Below are 18,559 nucleotides of genomic sequence, written 5' to 3'. Positions count from 1 at the left end.
CCTACAGGTGCGTCGGCTCGAACATCCTCAGCAGGGCAGGGAGCACGACCACCGACGGGCCGGGGGCCGCCAGCGCCTTCCCGAGGTCATCGGTCAGCGACTCCGGTGTCGTGAGGACCGCCGGGACGCCGAAGGACTCGGCCAGGGCCACGAAGTCGGGGCGGGAGAGCTCCGTCCCGGTGGCCTCGCCGAACGCGCCCGTCATGTACTCGCGCAGGATGCCGTAGCCGCCGTCGTCGACGATCAGCCAGGTGATGGGCAGGCCGTACTGCCTGGCCGTGGCCAGTTCCGCGATCGAGTACATCGCGCCGCCGTCACCGGAGACCGCGAGCACCGGCCTCGTGGGGTCGGCCGCCGCCGCGCCGATGGCGGCCGGGAAGCCGTAGCCGAGGCCGCCCGCGCCCTGCGCCGAGTGCATCGTGTTCGGATGGCGGGCGTCGAAGGCCGACCATGCCCAGTACGCGAGGATCGTCATGTCCCAGAAGCTGGGCGCCGTCTCGGGCAGCGCGGCGCGCACCGACGCGAGGACCTGCTGCTCCAGGGCGAGGTCCTGGGCGTCGATCCGGGCCCCCACCTTCTCCAGCACCGTACGGACCCGCTCGGCCGCCGTCGCGTCCTCGCGCGGTTCCACCGCGTCGAGAAGGTCGGCGAGCGCCTCACGGGCGTCGGAGTGGATGCCGAGCGCGGGGTGGTTGGACTCCAGCTTCCCGGCGTCGGCCTCGATCTGGATGACCCGGCCGCCCGGCCGGAAGGTGTGGTAGTTCGACGAGAGTTCCCCGAGGCCCGAGCCGACGACCAGCAGGACGTCCGCGGACTCCAGGAAGTCCGTGGTGTGCCGGTCCTCCAGCCAGGAGCGCAGCGAAAGAGGGTGCTCCCACGGGAAGGCGCCCTTGCCGCCGAAGGTGGTGACGACGGGGGCGTTGATCTTCTCCGCGAGGGCGCGCAGCTTGCCCGTCGCGTCGGACCGTACGACTCCGCCGCCCGCGATGATCGCCGGGCGTTCGGCGTTCGAGAGCAGGTGGGCCGCCGCGACGGTCAGCTCGGGGCGTGGAAAGAGCTCGCGCGGGGTGGCGTCCATCGCCGTGACGACCGGCAGGATCGTCTCGGCGAGCAGCACGTCCTGCGGGATCTCCACCCAGACCGGGCCGTGCGGCGCGGTGAGCGCGGACTCCCAGGCCGCGGCGATCGCGGACGGGATCTGGGAAGCGGTACGGACGGTGTGCACCGACTTCACGATGTCGCGGAACGACGCCTTCTGGTCGCGGAGCTCGTGCAGATAGCCGTGCCGGCCGCCGCCGAGCCCCGCCGTCGGGATCTGGCTGGAGATCGCGAGCACCGGCGCGGAGGCGGACGCCGCCTCCTGGAGCGCGGCGAGCGAGGTGAGGGCGCCGGGGCCGGTGGAGAGCAGCAGCGGGGCGACTTCTCCGGTGATCCGGCCGTAGGCGTCGGCGGCGAAGCCCGCGTTGTTCTCGACGCGCAGACCGATGTACGTGAGCGAGGAGCGGCGCAGCGCGTCGAACATGCCGAGCGCGTGCTGGCCGGGCAGCCCGAACACGGTCGTGGCGCCGAGACCCTGGAGCGTCTCGACGACGAGGTCGCCGCCGTTGCGGCCGGGCGGGGGGTTGAGCGCCGCCTCGGCCTGCGCGGGGGTGAGCCGCGGGCGGTCGTCGTGGTCGTGGGTCACTTCGCGCGCGCCTCTGCGATCTGACGGGACATGATCGTGGTGAGTTCGTACGCCGCGTGCGAGGCGGCGACGGAGGTGATCTCCGCGTGGTCGTACGCCGGCGCGACCTCGACGAGGTCCGCCGAGACCAGGTTGCAGGAGGCCAGTCCGCGCAGGATCTCCAGCAGTTCCCGGGAGGTGAGGCCGCCGGCCTCGGGCGTGCCGGTGCCGGGCGCGTGGGCCGGGTCCAGGACGTCGATGTCGATGGAGATGTAGAGCGGACGGTCACCGATCCGCTGACGCAGCTGGTCGGTGATCTCGTCGACGCCCCGGCGCATGACGTCGGCGGAGGTGACGATGCCGAAGCCCATCTTCGCGTCGTCGGTGAGGTCCTGCTTGCCGTACAGCGGGCCGCGCGTACCGACGTGGGAGAGCGCCTCGGTGTCGAGGATGCCCTCCTCGACGGCCCGCCGGAACGGGGTGCCGTGGGTGTACGCGGCACCGAAGTACGTGTCCCAGGTGTCCAGGTGCGCGTCGAAGTGGAGCAGGGCGACGGGGCCGTGCTTCTTGGCGACGGAGCGCAGGAGGGGCAGCGCGATGGTGTGGTCGCCGCCGAGCGTCATCAGGCGGGCGCCGGTGCCGAGCAGGTCGTCGGCCGCGGCCTCGACCGTCTCGACGGCCTCGTTGATGTTGAACGGGTTCGCGGCGATGTCACCGGCGTCGGCGACCTGGGCGAGCGCGAACGGGGAGGCGTCCTGGGCCGGGTTGTACGGGCGCAGGAGACGCGAGGCCTCACGGATCGCGTTGCCGCCGAAGCGGGCACCGGGCCGGTAGGAGACCCCGCTGTCGAAGGGCACACCGACGACGGCGATGTCGGCGGTGCCGACCTCGTCGAGCCGGGGCAGCCGGGCGAAGGTCGCGGGTCCGGCGTACCGCGGGACACGGGACGAGTCGACGGGACCGCGCGGCGTTTCGTTGCTGCTCATGGGACGGAGTGCCTTTCCTTCGGGTTTCTTACGTTATTGAGTGTGCGGGATCACCGGGGCAACGGTTTTGCCCTCGATCGCCGGACGGGCTCGGATTGCCTGCCCGGCCCGCAGTCGAGCCCGGCGGAATCAAGCCTGTCCGGCGATCGAGGACACGAGGTCAGGTGGTGACCGGCTCCTTCACCGGCTCCGGCTCCTCGGCCGCTCCCCGGCCCGCCAGCCGCTCGCGCCAGGCGGACAGCACCGCCGCGTCCGTCGGCTTCGTCGCCAGCGACACGATCACGTACACCGCGAGCGAGGACAGCAGGCCGTAGTAGACCGGCTCGTTGGCGAGGATTCCGTACGCGGCCATCAGGCCGATGACCGCGACACCACCCACCGCAACCGCGGCCAGCGCCCCCGCCGCGGTCCCGCGGCGCCACAGCAGCCCGCCGAGGATCGGCACCAGCAGCCCGCCGACGAGCAGGTTGTACGCGACGGTCAGGGCCTCGACGACGTTGTTGAGCGCGATCGCGATGAGGATGACGGCGATGCCCATGATCAGGATGAAGACCCGGTTGCCCTTCACCTCGTCGCGTTCCCCGCCGTCGCCGCCCCCGGTGACGGCCCCCCGCAGTTTCGACCATATGTCGTTGTTGGCGACGGTGGCGCAGGCGATCAGCGCGCCGGAGGACGTCGACATGACCGCGGCGAGCGCGGCGGCCAGCACGAGACCGCGCACGCCCATCGGGAGTTCGTCCTTGACGATGGTCGCGAACGCGGCGTCCGCGCTGGGCAGCGTCGGGTAGAGGACCTTGGCCGCCGTGCCGATGACGGCTCCGGCGATCGCGTACACGAGGCAGTACGTACCGGCGACCGTGCCGCCCCAGCGTGCCGTCCGGTCGCTGCGGGCGGTGAACACGCGCTGCCAGATGTCCTGGCCGATCAGCATTCCGAACGTGTAGATCAGGACGTACGTGAAGATCGTCTCGCCGCCGATGCCCAGCGGGTCGAAGTACTCGGTGGGCAGCCGCGCCTTCATCTCGCTGAAGCCGCCGGCCTTGACGACCGCGATGGGCAGCAGCAGCAGGAGCACGCCGATCGTCTTGACGACGAACTGCACCATGTCGGTCAGCGTGATGGACCACATGCCGCCGAGCGTCGAGTACGCGACGACGATGGCACCGCCGAGGACGATCGAGACGGTCCGGTTCATGTCGAAGAGGACGTCGAAGATGGTGGCGTACGCGATGGTCGAGGTGACCGCGAGCATCAGCGTGTACGCCCACATGACGAGGCCGGAGATGATTCCGGCCCGCCCGCCGTAGCGCAGGTCGAGCATCTCGGAGACGGTGTAGACCTTCAGCCGCGCGATGCGGGCGGAGAAGAAGACGGACAGGGCGAGGAGCCCGAGGCCGATGGTGAAGACCATCCACGCGCCGGACAGTCCGTACTGGTAGCCGAGGCCCACGCCACCGATCGTGGAGGCGCCGCCGAGGACGATGGCGGCCATGGTTCCGGAGTACATCCAGGGGCCGAGCCTGCGGCCCGCCACCAGGAACTCACTCTTGGACTTGGCGCGGCGCATCCCCCACCAGCCCATGGCGAGCATTCCGGCCAGGTAGACAACGATCACGGCATAGTCGACAGCCATGGGCTTCCCTCCGTCTCGCTCAACAGGTTGGTGAAGACGGTAGGTGGCCGGTAAGCAGCCATGAAGTGTACGTTTCATCCATTCTCACCACCCCCAATGGATGGACCATCCATGCCCGACTCCCCCACCGCGCCGCCGACCCCGCCCATCCCCCTCGCCGAACTGCTCGCCCGCGAGGACCTGGGGCTGCGCCGGATCGCCGGCCCCGACCACGCCGACCTGCTGTGGGTGCACACCTCGGAGATGGCCGACCCGTACCCGTACCTCCTCGGCGGTGAGCTGCTGCTGAGTGCCGGGGTGCTGCTGAAGGACGCGGACACCTATGTCGCCCGGCTGGTGGAGGCGGGGGCGGCGGCGCTCGGATTCGGGGTGGCTCCGGTGCACGACACGGTGCCCAGGGAGCTGGTGGAGGCGTGCGACCGGCACGGGCTGCCGCTCCTGGAGGTGCCGCCCGAGACTCCGTTCACCGCCATCGCGCGGGCCGTGTGGCGGCTGATGGCGGAGGCCAGGCACCGTGAGCTGCGCCGGGTGACCCGGGCCCAGCAGGCCCTGGCCACGGCGGCGGCGCGCCCCGACCCGGTGCCCGCGGTGCTGCGTCAACTGGCGACCCAGCTCGCAGGCCGGGCGGCCCTGCTGACCGCGGACGGCGAGGAGCTGCACGCGGCGGGCCGCCGCCCGGCCCCCGACGCCGGGGCGGCCCTCCTCAGGCTGGCCCGGGTGGTCTCCCCCGCGGGCCGCCCGGCCCCCGCCTCCGCCACCGACACCGTGGGCGGCACCCAGCTGTCCGCGTACCCCCTGGGCGGCGGCCAGGGCCTGGTCCTCGCACTGGCGGCGGACCGGCGCGCGGCCGGCGACCACACCGTGGCCGGTATCGCGGTCGTGCTCCTCTCCCTCCTGACCGCCCCGCACCAGGGCGCCGACGCGGCGGGCCGTTCGGCCGCCCTCGTACGCCTGCTGCTCGGCGCGGACCCTGCGGACGTCACCCCGCTCCTGGGCACCGCCGGCCCCTGGACGGTGGTCCACGCGCGCCGCCCCGGCGGTGCGCCCGCCGACCCGCTCACCGCGGGGGCGCTCGGTACGGCGCTGGGTTCGGCCCTCGTCGACGCGGACCGCCACGCCGTACGCGTCCTGGTCACCGACGCCGGCCGGATCTCCCCGCAGCCGGGCTGGACGCTCGGCGCCTCCGCCCCCGCCCCGGTCACCGCCCTCGCGGCGGCCGACGCCCAGGCGGCCCGCGCCCTGGGCCGCGCGGAGGCGACCCGCACGGCCCTCGCGGTGCACCGGCCCCCGACCGGCCTGACGGAACTCGTCCCCCGCGACCTGGCCGAGGCCCATGCCCGCACCCTCCTCGCCCCGCTCACCGAACCGCTGACCGAGACCCTGCGCTGCTGGCTGAGCCTGCACGGCAGTTGGGACCGCACGGCGGTCGCGCTCCAGGTCCACCGCAACACGGTCCGCCAGCGCATCGCCCGCTGCGGGGCGCTGCTGGGGACGGACCTGGACGACATGGACGTGCGGACGGAACTGTGGTTCGCGCTGGGGCTTTGAGCCCGCTCGACCAAACCCACTCGACCAACTGCCCCCGCACAGAGAACCTATGGGCATGGAATTCCTCTGCTACCACCGTGACCGGCCCGGCTCCCTGCCGCTGCGCGACGAACTGCTGGAAGACCACTGGTCCTACATGGACCGGTACGCGAAGGAGATGATCGCCCGGGGCCCGACCCTCGAAGGCGGCACACCCACCGGCAGCGTGCACATCCTCGACCTGCCCGACCCGGCCGCGGCCCGCGCGTTCGCCTTCGACGAGCCCGGCTACCAGGCGGGCGTGTACCAGGACGTACTGCTGCGCCGGTGGCGCAACACCCTGGGGCGCACCATGTGGGACTTCCCCGGCGGCCCGGACGACGGCAACCGGTACCTGGTGCTCGGCCTCGGTACGGGAGCCGCCGCCGACCTCGCGCTGCCGCCCGACCGGGACGAGCTGATCGCCTACGGGCCTCTGCTGTCAGACGACGGCGCCACCTGGCTGGGCACGGCGGCACTGGTCCGGGCACCGGACCCGGACATGGCCCGCTCCGTCCTGACCGCGGACCGGTACGCCGGGATCGAGGTGCACACCTGGCAGTTCGGCGGACGGTCGTGACGACCGGTGGACATCCGGCCGGCGTCGCGAAGTGCCGAGCATCACCCTGGACAGGCACGGTGACTGGCGGGTAACTTTTGAGGCAGGTCTGAGCAAGCGCTTAGCCAGCCCGCCGGAAGCTCAGGTTGAGCTGACCGAAGCCGACAGAGGAGGCACCCCCGTGCGCCGTACGGTATTCAACGAGGACCACGAGGCGTTCCGGGAGACCCTTCGCGCCTTCATCGAGGCCGAGGTCGTCCCCGTCTACGACGAGTGGTTCGCCGCGGGCCAGGCGCCGCGCGACTTCTACCACAAGCTCGGTGAGCTGGGTGTCTTCGGCATCTCGGTCGAGGAGGAGTTCGGCGGCGCGGGTGTCGACTCGCACAAGTACGAGGCCGTGCTCCAGGAGGAGTGCGCCCGCGCGGGCGTCTCGTTCGGCGGCTCCGGCGTGCACGTACTGCTCGGCCTGCCCTACATCAAGATGCTCGCCACGGGCGACCAGAAGAAGCGCTGGCTGCCGAAGTTCGTCAGCGGCGAGGAGATGTGGGCCCTCGCGATGACCGAGCCGGGCACCGGTTCCGACGTCGCGGGCATGAAGACCAACGCGAAGCTCTCCGAGGACGGCACGCACTACGTCCTCAACGGCTCGAAGACCTTCATCACCGGTGGTGTGCACGCCGACAAGGTGATCGTCTGCGCCCGTACCTCCGCCCCGCGCGAGGACGACCGCCGCTTCGGCATCTCCCTCTTCGCCGTCGACACCAAGTCCGAGGGCTACTCGATCGGGCGCAAGCTCGACAAGCTGGGTCTGCGGGTCTCCGACACCGCCGAGCTGGCCTTCGTCGACGTGAAGGTGCCGGTCGAGGACCTGCTCGGCGAGGAGAACAAGGGCTTCGGCTACCTCGGCACCAACCTGGCGTCCGAGCGCTGGGGCATCGCCTTCGGCGCGTACGCGCAGGCCGCAGCCGCCGTCCGCTTCGCCAAGGAGTACGTCCAGGACCGCACGGTCTTCGGCAAGACGGTCGCCTCCTTCCAGAACACCAAGTTCGAGCTGGCCGCCTGCCAGGCCGAGGTGGACGCGGCCCAGGCCGTCGCCGACCGCGCCCTGGAGGCCCTGGACGCCGGTGAGCTGACCGCCGCCGAGGCCGCCTCCGCAAAGCTCTTCTGCACCGAGGTCGCGCACCGCGTGATCGACCGCTGCCTCCAGCTGCACGGCGGCTACGGCTTCATGAACGAGTACCCGATCGCCCGCCTCTACGCCGACAACCGCGTCAACCGGATCTACGGCGGCACCAGCGAGGTCATGAAGTCGATCATCGCCAAGTCGATGGGGCTGTAGGGCGGTTACGTTCTCTCCATGAGCGAAGCACTTGACTCCCTGCTCGATCTGCTCGACCTGGAGCAGATCGAGCGGGACATCTTCCGGGGCATGAGCCGTTCCGCGGTCGTGCCCCGGGTCTTCGGCGGCCAGGTCGCGGCCCAGGCGCTGGTCGCCGCGGGCCGGACCGTCCCCGCCGACAGGACAGCCCACTCCCTGCACTCCTACTTCCTGCGCATGGGCGATCCCGGCGCCCCGATCGTCTACAGCGTCGACCGCATCCGCGACGGCGGGTCCTTCACCACCCGGAGGGTCGTCGCCGTCCAGCACGGGCAGCCGATCTTCCACCTCTCCGCGTCCTTCCAGACGTTCGAGGAAGGGCTGGAGCACCAGGCGGCCATGCCGGCCGCCCCGGACCCCGAGACGCTGCCCACCGCGGCGGAGATGCTGCCCCGCTACGCGGACCGCTTCGTCGACCCGAGCGTCATGGACCGGCTCCTGGAGGCACGGGCGGCGGTCGACCTCCGGTACGTCGACGCCCCGCCCTTCGCCACGGCCGGCGATCCGCGCGAACCGCGCTCCCAGGTGTGGTTCCGGACGAACGGCAAGCTCGCGGACGACCCGCTGCTCCACGTCTGCATGGCGACGTACGTCTCCGACATGACGCTGCTCGACTCCGTACTCCTCGCCCACGGGCGCGGCGGCTGGACGGTCGGTGACGTCGTGGGCGCGAGCCTGGACCACGCGATGTGGTTCCACCGGCCCTTCCGCGCGGACGAATGGCTGCTGTACGACCAGGAGTCGCCGTCCGCCTCCGGCGGGCGCGGACTCGGCCAGGCCCGCATCTACACGCAGGACGGCCGGCTCGCGATCACCGTCATCCAGGAGGGCCTGATCCGCACCCCGAGGGGATGAACGGGCCACAGGCGCCCGACTCGGACATACTCCCCACCATGACCGATGCGAAAAGTGGTGGTGGGGAGTCCACGTCCACCGTCGTCGTCGCGGCGATCGCCAACCTGGGCATCGCCCTGGCGAAGGCGGTCGCCGGCCTGATCAGCGGATCGAGCGCGATGCTCTCCGAGGCCGCGCACTCGGTCGCCGACACCGTCACCGAGGTCATGCTCCTGACCGCGCTCAAGCGCAGCGCGAAGCCGGCCGACGAGGACCACCCGCTCGGCTACGGCCCCGAGCGCTACATCTGGGCGATGCTCGCCTCCATCGCCACGTTCGTCGGCGGCGCCGTCTTCTCCGTCTACGACGGTGTGCACACCCTCGTGCACGGCGAGGAGCTGGGCGATCCGCTCATCTCGTACATCGTGCTGGGCGTCGCGTTCCTGCTGGAGGGCTACTCGCTCCGCACGGGCGTCAGGCAGGTCCGCCGCGAGGCCGCCCGGCTGCACTCCCCCGCCGGCTACTACCTGCGCCACACCCCCGACACGGCCGTCAAGGCGGTCGTGATGGAGGACTCCGCCGCGCTGGTCGGCCTGCTGCTCGCGGCGGGCGGCCTGCTCGGCGGCCAGCTCTCCGGCTCGGGCGTCTGGGACGGCGTCGCCTCGGTCCTGATCGGTGTCCTGCTCGTGTACGTTGCCTGGGTGCTCGGCCGCTCCAACGCCCAGCTGCTGATCGGCCGCCCGCTGCCGAAGGCCATGCGGGACGGCGTACGCGAGGAACTGCTCTCGGTCCCTCACATCATGGGCGTCCTGGAGCTCACCACGCTCATCCAGGGGCCGACGGAGATCCTGATCGCGGCGAAGATCGACTTCCGTGACGTGGCGAGCGCGGAGGAGATCGAGTGGGCCTCGGAGGAGGCGGAGGACCAGCTGCGGGAGCGCTTCCCCGCGATCCGCCGCGTCTATCTGGACCCGACGCCGGGACCGGATCAGCGCAAGGGCGCCGGATCCGCCTCCGGCCGCCGGTGACCCCGCCCCCGACGGGTCAGAGCAGTCCCGCCGCGTCCAGCAGGTAGTCGGTCATCGGGTCGTAGAAGCGCGGATCGGTGACGTGGTCGTCCAGCGGCACCGTCACCTGGAGCGTGCCCTCCGCCTCGGCGAGGAACAGCGCGGGGTCGTTGGAGTCCGCGTACCCGACGGTGTCGATGCCCCGCTGACCGGCGCACCCGGCCCATCCGTGGTCGGCCACCACGAGGTCGGGCCTGGGCCGCCCCTCGTGCTCGAAGCCGTCCAGGATCGCCGCCATCGGGATCGGCGAGTGCGTGTGCCACAGCGTCGCCCCGTGCTCCAGGACGGCGACGTCCGCGAACTGGAAGACCATGCCCTCCTCCGTCACCAGGCCCGACGGGATCCGCAGAATCTCGCACCCGGCGTTCCGCAGCGCGTCCGCCGTCTTGCGGTGCACGTCCAGCAGACCACCCGGGTGGCCGGTCGCGAGCAGCACCCGCTCCGAATCCGCCGCCGCCTTGCGCAGCCGCGCCGCCATCCGGTCCAGCGCGTCGACGGTCAGCTCCGGGTCGATGGTGTCCTGCCCGTACCGGTGCGCGGGGTCGTCGCTGACCCCGCAGCGCTCGGCCATCACCGCGAGCACGTCCTGCTCGTCGGTCCAGCGGTCCCCGAGCTCCAGGCCCAGCCAGTAGTGCCGCTCTCCGTTGGCGAGCTTGCGGTAGTGGGAGAGGTTGTTGTCGCGCGGGGTGGCGACGTCTCCCGCGATGCGCGAACGGACGAGGTGGTCGACGAGGGCGGCGCGGCTGGGTATCGGCATGAACCCATTGTGCCGTCAGGTGTGCGCAGTGTGCCGGGTGTCTCGCACGGCGGAACGCCGGCGCGCACCTGCCTGGATCCGCAGGACCGCCCGCGTGCACCGCACCGGGAGGCGGCGGCGTCGAGGACAGCCCTTCAGGAGGCGGCGGCGGTGAAGGCCCCGCGTGCCAGCCGGTGCAGCAGCGCCGCGGTGGCGTCCCGTTCCGGCAGGGCACCGGTGAGGTGCGGGGTGGAGTTGAGCAGGCCGAAGACCGCGTGGACGGTCATCCGGGCCTCGTCCTCGGCCAGCCGCGGATACAGGGCGCGGACCGCTTCGACCCAGACCTCGACGTACTGCCGCTGGAGCTGGCGCACCCGCTTGCGGTCGGCCTCCCGGAGGCGGTCCAGCTCGCGGTCGTGGAGGGTGATCAGAGGGCGGTCGTCGAGGGCGAAGTCGATGTGGCCCTCGATGAGCGCGTCCAGGAGCGACTCCGGTGAGCCGTCGCCGGCCACCGCGTCCTGCGACACGCGCATCCGTCCGCCGTCCAGGAGGCGCTCACTGATGCCCACCAGCAGTTCGGCGAGCATCGCGTCCTTCCCGGGGAAGTGCCGGTAGAGGCCGGGGCCGCTGATACCGACCGCGGCTCCTATCTCGTCGACGCCCACGCCGTGGAAGCCGCGCTCGGCGAAGAGGCGTGCCGCCTCCCGGAGGATCTGCTCGCGGCGGGTGGGAGCCGCGACTCGGGCGGTGGCATGAGTGCTCATGAAGATTCATTCTAGACAGGGCCGTTAGCGCTCGTTAACCTGAGCGCAACACGTTAACGGTCATTAACCAGTGCGGTACGGGCAAGGGGGCTCGAACGATGCAGCAGGCACCGGTCCTGACGAGCGCGGCCGATCCCGCCTCGGAGGCCTGGCAGGCCAACGAGGCGGCGCATCACGCGCTCGCCGACGAGCTGCGGTCGCGGCTCAGCACGGCACGGCTCGGCGGGGGTGAGAAGGCCCGCGCCCGGCATGTGGCGCGCGGCAAGCTGCTGCCCCGGGAGCGGGTGGACACCCTGCTCGACGCGGGTTCGCCCTTCCTGGAGCTGGCCCCGCTGGCGGCCGAGGGACTGTACGGGGGCGCCGCCCCGGCGGCGGGCGTGATCGCCGGGATCGGCAGGGTCAGCGGCCGCGAGTGCGTGATCGTCGCCAACGACGCGACCGTCAAGGGCGGCACGTACTACCCGATGACCGTGAAGAAGCACCTGCGGGCCCAGGAGGTGGCGCTGGAGAACCGGCTGCCCTGCCTGTACCTCGTCGACTCCGGTGGCGCCTTCCTGCCCATGCAGGACGAGGTGTTCCCGGACCGGGAGCACTTCGGGCGGATCTTCTACAACCAGGCACGGATGTCGGGCGCCGGCATCCCGCAGATCGCCGCCGTGCTGGGTTCCTGCACGGCCGGCGGGGCGTACGTCCCCGCGATGAGCGACGAGGCCGTGATCGTCCGCAACCAGGGCACGATCTTCCTCGGCGGACCGCCGCTGGTGAAGGCCGCGACCGGCGAGGTCGTGACAGCCGAGGAGCTCGGCGGCGGCGAGGTGCACTCGCGCACCTCGGGCGTGACCGACCACCTCGCCGAGGACGACGCCCACGCGCTGCGGATCGTACGGAACATCGTGGCCACCCTTCCCGAGCGCGGGGCGCTCCCCTGGTCGGTGCAGCCGGCCGAGGAGCCGAAGGTGGACCCCGCCGGGCTGTACGGGGCGGTGCCCGTCGACTCGCGGACGCCCTACGACGTACGGGAAGTGATCGCCCGGGTCGTGGACGGCTCCCGCTTCGCGGAGTTCAAGGCGGAGTACGGGACCACCCTCATCACGGGCTTCGCGCAGATCCACGGCCACCCCGTCGGCATCGTCGCGAACAACGGCATCCTGTTCTCGGAGTCCGCCCAGAAGGGCGCCCACTTCATCGAGCTGTGCGACCAGCGCGGCATCCCGCTGGTGTTCCTCCAGAACATCTCCGGCTTCATGGTCGGCCGCGACTACGAGGCCGGCGGCATCGCCAAGCACGGCGCGAAGATGGTCACGGCCGTCGCCTGCACCCGGGTGCCGAAGCTGACCGTGGTGGTCGGCGGGTCCTACGGCGCGGGCAACTACTCGATGTGCGGCCGGGCCTACAGCCCCCGCTTCCTGTGGATGTGGCCCAACGCGAAGATCTCCGTCATGGGCGGCGAGCAGGCCGCTTCGGTGCTCGCCACCGTCAAGCGCGACCAGCTCGGAGACGACTGGAGCGCCGAGGACGAGGAGAGCTTCAGGGCCCCGATCCGCGCCCAGTACGAACAGCAGGGCAACGCGTACTACGCCACCGCCCGGCTGTGGGACGACGGTGTGATCGACCCGCTGGAGACCCGGCAGGTGCTGGGGCTCGCTCTGACCGCCTGTGCCAACGCCCCCCTGGGTGACCCCCAGTTCGGCGTCTTCCGGATGTGATGTGAGGACTTCAATGTTCAGCACTGTTCTGGTCGCCAACCGTGGCGAGATCGCGGTCCGGGTCATCCGGACCCTGCGCGAGCTCGGCGTGCGGTCGGTCGCCGTCTTCAGCGACGCGGACGCGGACGCCCGGCACGTACGGGAGGCCGATACGGCGGTACGGATCGGGCCCGCGCCCGCCGCCGAGAGTTACCTCTCCGTGGAGCGGCTGCTGGACGCCGCCCGGCGCACCGGCGCCGAGGCCGTCCACCCGGGCTACGGGTTCCTCGCCGAGAACGCGGGCTTCGCGCAGGCGTGCGCGGAGGCCGGTCTCGTCTTCATCGGGCCGCCCGCCTCCGCGATCTCGCTGATGGGCGACAAGATCCGGGCCAAGGAGACGGTCGCCGCGGCGGGCGTGCCGGTCGTGCCCGGGTCCTCGGGCAGCGGCCTCACCGACGCCCAGCTCGCCGCCTCCGCACGCGAGATCGCCATGCCCGTACTGCTGAAGCCCTCGGCGGGCGGCGGCGGCAAGGGCATGAGGCTGGTGCGCGACGAGGCCCTGCTCGCCGACGAGATCGCTGCGGCGCGGCGCGAGGCCCGCGCCTCGTTCGGCGACGGCACCCTGCTGGTGGAACGCTGGATCGACCGGCCGCGCCACATCGAGATCCAGGTCCTGGCCGACGCCCACGGGAACGTGGTGCACCTCGGTGAGCGCGAGTGCTCGCTCCAGCGCCGCCACCAGAAGATCATCGAGGAGGCGCCCTCGGTCCTGCTCGACGAGGCGACCCGGGCCGCCATGGGTGAGGCCGCCGTCCAGGCGGCCCGCTCCTGCGGCTACGTCGGCGCCGGCACGGTGGAGTTCATCGTGCCGGGCGACGACCCCGCCGCGTACTGCTTCATGGAGATGAACACCCGCCTCCAGGTCGAGCACCCGGTCACGGAGCTGATCACGGGACTCGACCTCGTCGAGTGGCAGCTCCGGATCGCCGCCGGCGAACAACTCCCGTACAAGCAGGAGGACATCACCCTCACCGGCCACGCCATCGAGGCTCGTGTCTGCGCCGAGGACCCGTCCCGCGGCTTCCTGCCCTCCGGCGGCACGGTGCTGCGGCTGAGCGAGCCGCAGAGCGGCGGGGTGCGCACGGACTCCGGACTCAGCGAGGGTGTGCCGGTCGGCAGCACGTACGACCCGATGCTGTCGAAGGTCATCGCGTACGGTCCCGACCGGGCGACGGCCCTGCGCCGGCTGCGCGCCGCCCTCGCCGACACGGTGGTGCTCGGCGTCCCGACCAACGCGGGCTTCCTGCGCCGGCTGCTCGCCCACCCGTCGGTGGCCTCGGGCGACCTGGACACCGGTCTCGTGGAGCGCGAGGTGGCGGGGCTGGTCCCCGACGGCGTACCGGAAGAGGTCTACGGGGCCGCGGCGCTCCTCAGGCACCACTCCCCCGACCCGGCACCCGGCACCTGGGCCGACCCGTTCTCCGCACCGACCGGCTGGCGCCTCGGCGGCACCCCGGCCCCGGTCGTCCAGCACTTCCGGGTGCCCGGCCACGAGCCCGTGCGGACCGCCCTGCGCCCGTATCCGGCAGGGGCCGAGCTGACGCTCGGGACCACCGTGGCCGGCGGGCGGGCCGATGACGTCCAGGTCGACGCCTGCGGGCCGGTCCCCCCGCAGCCGGGCGCGCAGTCGGCCCGGCTGGTCACGACGTCCGCGCACCGGGTCACCGTCGAGATCGACGGGCTGACCCACACCTTCGACCACGCCACCTCGCCCGAGGGAAGCTGGCTGGGACGGGACGGAGACACCTGGCACGTCCAGGACCACGACCCCGTGGAGGCGTCCCTCAGCGGTGCCGCCCGCGCCGGGGTCGACACGCTCGCCGCTCCCATGCCGGGGACCGTCACCGTGGTGAAGGTCGCCGTCGGGGACGAGGTGGCCGCCGGGCAGAGCCTGCTCGTCGTCGAGGCGATGAAGATGGAGCACGTCATCTCCGCGCCGCACGCGGGGACCGTGACCGAACTCGACGTCACGGCGGGCGCCACCGTCGCCATGGACCAGGTGCTGGCCGTCGTGACCCCTGTGGAGGAATCATGACCGAGGGTCTTCCCATGCGGGTCCCCGTCGACGGGCTGCCGGCCCGGGTCCGTATCCACGAGGTCGGGGCCCGCGACGGACTCCAGAACGAGAAGGCGGTCGTCCCGACCGAGGTGAAGGCGGAGTTCATCCGCCGGCTGGCGGTGGCCGGGCTCACCACGATCGAGGCGACCAGCTTCGTCCACCCCAAGTGGGTGCCCCAACTGGCCGACGCCGAGAAGCTGTTCCCGATGCTCGGCGACATCGCGGACGTCGGGGACGTCGCACTCCCCGTCCTCGTGCCCAACGAACGGGGGCTGGAGCGGGCGCTCGCACTCGGCGCGCGGCGGATCGCGGTGTTCGGCTCGGCGACCGAGACGTTCGCCGCCCGCAACCTCAACCGGACCGTCGACGAGTCGCTCGCCATGTTCGAGCCGGTCGTCGCACGAGCCAGAGCCGGCAAGGTGCACGTGCGCGGCTACCTCTCGATGTGCTTCGGGGACCCGTGGGAGGGTCCCGTCCCCGTCGCCCAGGTCGTCCGCGTCGCCAAGGCGCTGATGGACCTCGGCTGCGACGAGCTCTCCCTCGGCGACACGATCGGCGTCGCCACACCGGGCCATGTCCAGGCACTGCTCACCGCCCTGAACGAGGCGGGTGTCGCCACCGGCACCATCGGCGTGCACTTCCACGACACGTACGGCCAGGCCCTGTCCAACACCCTCGCCGCGCTCCGGCACGGGGTGAGCACCGTGGACGCCTCGGCGGGCGGCCTCGGCGGCTGCCCGTACGCGAAGAGCGCGACCGGCAATCTCGCCACCGAAGACCTCGTCTGGATGCTCGAAGGTCTCGGCATCCACACCGGGGTCGACCTCGCCGAGCTCACCGCCACCAGCGTGTGGCTCGCCGAACAACTGGGCCGACCCAGCCCGTCCCGTACCGTCCGCGCCCTCTCCCACAAGGAGCAGTGATCCCTCCCATGTCTCTGGACCACCGGCTGACCGCCGAGCACGAGGAACTGCGACGCACCGTCGAGGCGTTCGCGCACGACGTGGTCGCACCGAAGATCGGCGACTTCTACGAGCGCCACGAATTCCCGTACGAGATCGTGCGCGAGATGGGACGGATGGGACTGTTCGGTCTGCCGTTCCCGGAGGAGTACGGCGGCATGGGCGGCGACTACCTCGCCCTCGGTATCGCCCTGGAGGAGCTGGCCCGCGTCGACTCGTCCGTGGCGATCACCCTGGAGGCCGGGGTCTCGCTGGGTGCCATGCCCGTCTTCCGCTTCGGCACGGAGGAGCAGAAGCGGAAGTGGCTGCCGAGGCTCTGCTCGGGCGAGGCGCTCGGCGCGTTCGGCCTGACGGAGCCGGGGGCCGGCTCGGACGCGGGCGGCACCCGCACCACGGCGGTGCTGGACGAGGCCACCGACGAGTGGGTCATCAACGGCTCCAAGTGCTTCATCACCAACTCCGGTACGGACATCACGGAGCTGGTCACGGTCACGGCGGTCACCGGCCGCAAGGAGAACGGCGCCCCGCGCATCTCCGCGATCATCGTGCCCTCCGGCACCCCCGGCTTCACGGTCGCCGCCCCGTACTCCAAGGTCGGCTGGAACGCCTCGGACACCCGCGAGCTGTCCTTCAGCGACGTCCGCGTCCCCGCGGCGAACCTGCTCGGCGAGGAGGGCCGCGGCTACGCGCAGTTCCTCCGCATCCTGGACGAGGGCCGCGTCGCCATCTCGGCCCTGTCCACGGGCCTGGCCCAGGGCTGCGTCGACGAGTCGGTGAAGTACGCGGCGGAACGTCACGCCTTCGGCAAGCCGATCGGCGCCAACCAGGCCATCCAGTTCAAGATCGCGGACATGGAGATGCGGGCGCACATGGCCCGCATCGGCTGGCGCGACGCGGCCTCCCGGCTGGTGGCGGGCGAGCCCTTCAAGAAGGAGGCGGCGATCGCGAAGCTGTACTCCTCGACGGTGGCCGTGGACAACGCCCGCGAGGCGACCCAGATCCACGGCGGCTACGGCTTCATGAACGAGTACCCGGTGGCCCGCATGTGGCGCGACTCCAAGATCCTGGAGATCGGCGAGGGCACGAGCGAGGTGCAGCGGATGCTGATCGCCCGCGAACTGGGTCTCCCCGCCTGACGGTTGGCTCTTCGGCGGAGGCCGTCGTGCGCGTGCGGTGACGCGGCGCACGGCGGCCTTCCTCGTCGCGGACGCCCGGGGATCGGGGCGGGGCGGCCAGGAGCGGGGCGCGGCTGTCGCGGCGCTAGCGGGAGCCCTGCGGCTCCCCGAGGCCCGCGGCCTGCCTGAGCGATGCCCGGTCGGCATCGGTGAGCAGTTCGTCGGGCAGCCCGGCCAGGAGAGCGGCGTGCTCGGCGAAGACGGCCCTGCACCGCTCGCGTTCCGGATGGTCGCTGTCGCAGCCGCGGAGCCGCACCGCGTTCTCGTTGTCGGCGTCGACCGGCTCGGACAGCCCGGCGGTGACGACGACGATGTCGACGAGACAGGACACGGCGGGTACGCGCGGATCCGCCACCGCCAGGCGGAGCACGAACGGCAGCACCGCCGGCATGGCGGCGCCCAGCCGGAAGATGCCGTCCATCAGCACATTGGTGAGCACGCGCGCGGCTTCCGGAGCGATGGCCGGGTCCAGCAGTCCGTGGAGCAGGACCGGCATCTCGGGCGGACATCCGGGGATCGCCGACCAGTCGACCTCGTCGCAGCCGCGCAGGGCGGGGTGCCCGCTGTCGGTGCGCACGTCGTGCGCGTACCGCCGCAGGAAACGGTCGGCCTCAGCCCTCTTGGCTGCCGCGTCCAGCACGCACACCCGTCTGCCCCCCGCCGTGAACGAAACCTCGGTACGGACGGCACTCTCCCTCGCCCGGTGCCACGCGTGCAAGCGATATGGGTTGCGGGACCCGGCCGGCCACGAGCAGGGCGGCGCGGGTGGCCCGGCCGGGAGGTGACGCGAGTGGGCCCCGGACGCGAGGTGCGTCCGGGGCCCACGTGCTGTTGCCGCCGTGTCGTGCCGGTTCAGCCCACCGATGAACGGCGGCGCCCCAAGCCCGTCTTCACCGCGTGACTCACCGCGGGTCTCACAGGTGCAGCCTGCCCACGTGCCGCAGCACGTCCGCCCATGTGTCGTCGGGCCCGGTGGCGGAGAGGCGGACGTACTCGGGGCCCGCCACCCACCGCAGGAAGAACGCGGTGAAGTCGTCCGCCGCCTTCTCGAACACGGATGACATCCACCATTCCACTCCGGTGTCGGGGAAGTACCAGACCTCGCCCGACGCCCGGTTGACGAAGAACGGCTCGTCGGAGATGACGCCGGGGCAGAACCAGCTCTCGCGGCCGAGGGTGACCGGGGCCCCATCGACCGGGTCGGCGTAGAACTGCATCCCGTCGGCCGCGGCAGCACCGAAGACAGTGACGTCGCCGCAGGTCACACCGTCCGCCGCCGTGAGGAACTCCCGAACGTGCTCCGGCAGCCCGGCCCCCATCCGCTCGGGGCCGGCTCCGGGCGGCAGCGAGTTCATCATGCGCCACTCCGCCTGGGTGGAGATCGCGGCGCGCAACTCCTCCACGACCGCCCGAAGCTCGGCATTCACCGTGT

General features: G+C 71.9%; 16 protein-coding genes. 9 read left to right on the top strand and 7 right to left on the bottom strand.

From position 1 onward, the window contains the following. Position 1 precedes the first annotated feature (1 nt). The 3 genes from AB0C82_RS28290 to AB0C82_RS28280 form a co-directional block, all read right to left on the bottom strand. On the bottom strand, positions 2-1,684 hold the full coding sequence (locus tag AB0C82_RS28290) for a thiamine pyrophosphate-binding protein (RefSeq protein ID WP_362847099.1): 1,683 nt from the start codon (positions 1,682-1,684) through the stop codon (positions 2-4). Next, positions 1,681-2,649 (bottom strand): agmatinase, encoded by a 969-nt coding sequence (gene speB, locus AB0C82_RS28285; RefSeq protein WP_362847097.1) that lies wholly within the window; start codon positions 2,647-2,649, stop codon positions 1,681-1,683. The genes AB0C82_RS28290 and speB overlap by 4 nt, the downstream gene beginning before the upstream one ends. A gap of 160 nt (positions 2,650-2,809) precedes the next feature. Further along, complete coding sequence (locus AB0C82_RS28280) at positions 2,810-4,282, bottom strand: sodium:solute symporter (protein WP_362847095.1); 1,473 nt, start codon at positions 4,280-4,282, stop codon at positions 2,810-2,812. A 111-nt stretch (positions 4,283-4,393) separates the two neighbouring features. Here AB0C82_RS28280 and AB0C82_RS28275 point away from each other — a divergent pair, with 111 nt between their 5' ends. From AB0C82_RS28275 to AB0C82_RS28255, 5 genes are all read left to right on the top strand, one after another. Continuing rightward, the gene (locus AB0C82_RS28275) at positions 4,394-5,830 is read left to right on the top strand and encodes a PucR family transcriptional regulator (RefSeq protein WP_362847093.1); all 1,437 of its coding nucleotides are present in this window, start codon (positions 4,394-4,396) and stop codon (positions 5,828-5,830) included. 55 nt (positions 5,831-5,885) lie between these two features. Then, complete coding sequence (locus AB0C82_RS28270) at positions 5,886-6,428, top strand: YciI family protein (protein ID WP_362847240.1); 543 nt, start codon at positions 5,886-5,888, stop codon at positions 6,426-6,428. Positions 6,429-6,588: 160 nt separating this feature from the next. Further along, complete coding sequence (locus tag AB0C82_RS28265; protein WP_362847091.1) at positions 6,589-7,746, top strand: acyl-CoA dehydrogenase family protein; 1,158 nt, start codon at positions 6,589-6,591, stop codon at positions 7,744-7,746. An 18-nt stretch (positions 7,747-7,764) separates the two neighbouring features. Beyond that, on the top strand, positions 7,765-8,640 hold the full coding sequence (locus AB0C82_RS28260; protein ID WP_362847089.1) for an acyl-CoA thioesterase II: 876 nt from the start codon (positions 7,765-7,767) through the stop codon (positions 8,638-8,640). Positions 8,641-8,678: 38 nt separating this feature from the next. Further along, complete coding sequence (locus AB0C82_RS28255) at positions 8,679-9,647, top strand: cation diffusion facilitator family transporter (RefSeq protein ID WP_362847087.1); 969 nt, start codon at positions 8,679-8,681, stop codon at positions 9,645-9,647. Between the two features lie 16 nt (positions 9,648-9,663). Here the strand turns inward: AB0C82_RS28255 and AB0C82_RS28250 are convergent, their stop codons facing one another. Together AB0C82_RS28250 and AB0C82_RS28245 are read right to left on the bottom strand one after the other, a co-directional pair. After that, on the bottom strand, positions 9,664-10,443 hold the full coding sequence (locus AB0C82_RS28250) for a phosphatase (RefSeq protein ID WP_362847085.1): 780 nt from the start codon (positions 10,441-10,443) through the stop codon (positions 9,664-9,666). 134 nt (positions 10,444-10,577) lie between these two features. Further along, positions 10,578-11,186 (bottom strand): TetR/AcrR family transcriptional regulator, encoded by a 609-nt coding sequence (locus tag AB0C82_RS28245; protein ID WP_362847083.1) that lies wholly within the window; start codon positions 11,184-11,186, stop codon positions 10,578-10,580. 98 nt (positions 11,187-11,284) lie between these two features. Between AB0C82_RS28245 and AB0C82_RS28240 the strand changes: the two genes are divergently transcribed. Genes AB0C82_RS28240 through AB0C82_RS28225 form a run of 4 tightly spaced genes read left to right on the top strand, consistent with a single transcriptional unit; the run spans position 11,285 to position 17,088 of the window. Next, complete coding sequence (locus AB0C82_RS28240) at positions 11,285-12,892, top strand: carboxyl transferase domain-containing protein (protein WP_362847081.1); 1,608 nt, start codon at positions 11,285-11,287, stop codon at positions 12,890-12,892. 13 nt (positions 12,893-12,905) lie between these two features. Then, a complete protein-coding gene (locus AB0C82_RS28235) occupies positions 12,906-14,966 on the top strand; it encodes a biotin carboxylase N-terminal domain-containing protein (protein ID WP_362847079.1) in 2,061 nt (686 codons plus the stop codon). Further along, positions 14,963-15,913, top strand: coding sequence for a hydroxymethylglutaryl-CoA lyase (locus AB0C82_RS28230; protein WP_362847077.1), 951 nt, complete (start codon positions 14,963-14,965; stop codon positions 15,911-15,913). Before AB0C82_RS28235 ends, AB0C82_RS28230 begins: the two co-directional genes overlap by 4 nt. Positions 15,914-15,921: 8 nt before the next feature. Next, positions 15,922-17,088, top strand: a complete 1,167-nt coding sequence (locus AB0C82_RS28225; RefSeq protein WP_362847075.1) for an acyl-CoA dehydrogenase family protein — start codon at positions 15,922-15,924, stop codon at positions 17,086-17,088. Positions 17,089-17,212: 124 nt separating this feature from the next. On the opposite strand, the gene AB0C82_RS28220 is transcribed toward AB0C82_RS28225, so the two are convergent. Together AB0C82_RS28220 and AB0C82_RS28215 are read right to left on the bottom strand one after the other, a co-directional pair. Then, complete coding sequence (locus AB0C82_RS28220) at positions 17,213-17,767, bottom strand: hypothetical protein (RefSeq protein WP_362847073.1); 555 nt, start codon at positions 17,765-17,767, stop codon at positions 17,213-17,215. A gap of 274 nt (positions 17,768-18,041) precedes the next feature. Beyond that, positions 18,042-18,554, bottom strand: a complete 513-nt coding sequence (locus AB0C82_RS28215) for a hypothetical protein (RefSeq protein WP_362847071.1) — start codon at positions 18,552-18,554, stop codon at positions 18,042-18,044. Positions 18,555-18,559: the final 5 nt, after the last annotated feature.

It is taken from the genome of Streptomyces sp. NPDC048560, assembly GCF_040650955.1.
In the GTDB taxonomy this organism is placed as follows: Bacteria; Actinomycetota; Actinomycetes; order Streptomycetales; family Streptomycetaceae; genus Streptomyces.
Note: the sequence above shows the minus strand (reverse complement) of the source record. Positions and strands in the feature narration are given on the sequence as shown.

Coding starts and splice junctions, on each gene's coding strand:
- speB (WP_362847097.1), bottom strand. CDS start 2,649: ATGAGCAGCAACGAAACGCCGCGCGGTCCCGTCGACTCGTCCCGTGTC.
- AB0C82_RS28280 (WP_362847095.1), bottom strand. CDS start 4,282: ATGGCTGTCGACTATGCCGTGATCGTTGTCTACCTGGCCGGAATGCTC.
- AB0C82_RS28275 (WP_362847093.1), top strand. CDS start 4,394: ATGCCCGACTCCCCCACCGCGCCGCCGACCCCGCCCATCCCCCTCGCC.
- AB0C82_RS28270 (WP_362847240.1), top strand. CDS start 5,886: ATGGAATTCCTCTGCTACCACCGTGACCGGCCCGGCTCCCTGCCGCTG.
- AB0C82_RS28260 (WP_362847089.1), top strand. CDS start 7,765: ATGAGCGAAGCACTTGACTCCCTGCTCGATCTGCTCGACCTGGAGCAG.
- AB0C82_RS28255 (WP_362847087.1), top strand. CDS start 8,679: ATGACCGATGCGAAAAGTGGTGGTGGGGAGTCCACGTCCACCGTCGTC.
- AB0C82_RS28250 (WP_362847085.1), bottom strand. CDS start 10,443: ATGCCGATACCCAGCCGCGCCGCCCTCGTCGACCACCTCGTCCGTTCG.
- AB0C82_RS28245 (WP_362847083.1), bottom strand. CDS start 11,186: ATGAGCACTCATGCCACCGCCCGAGTCGCGGCTCCCACCCGCCGCGAG.
- AB0C82_RS28240 (WP_362847081.1), top strand. CDS start 11,285: ATGCAGCAGGCACCGGTCCTGACGAGCGCGGCCGATCCCGCCTCGGAG.
- AB0C82_RS28235 (WP_362847079.1), top strand. CDS start 12,906: ATGTTCAGCACTGTTCTGGTCGCCAACCGTGGCGAGATCGCGGTCCGG.
- AB0C82_RS28230 (WP_362847077.1), top strand. CDS start 14,963: ATGACCGAGGGTCTTCCCATGCGGGTCCCCGTCGACGGGCTGCCGGCC.
- AB0C82_RS28225 (WP_362847075.1), top strand. CDS start 15,922: ATGTCTCTGGACCACCGGCTGACCGCCGAGCACGAGGAACTGCGACGC.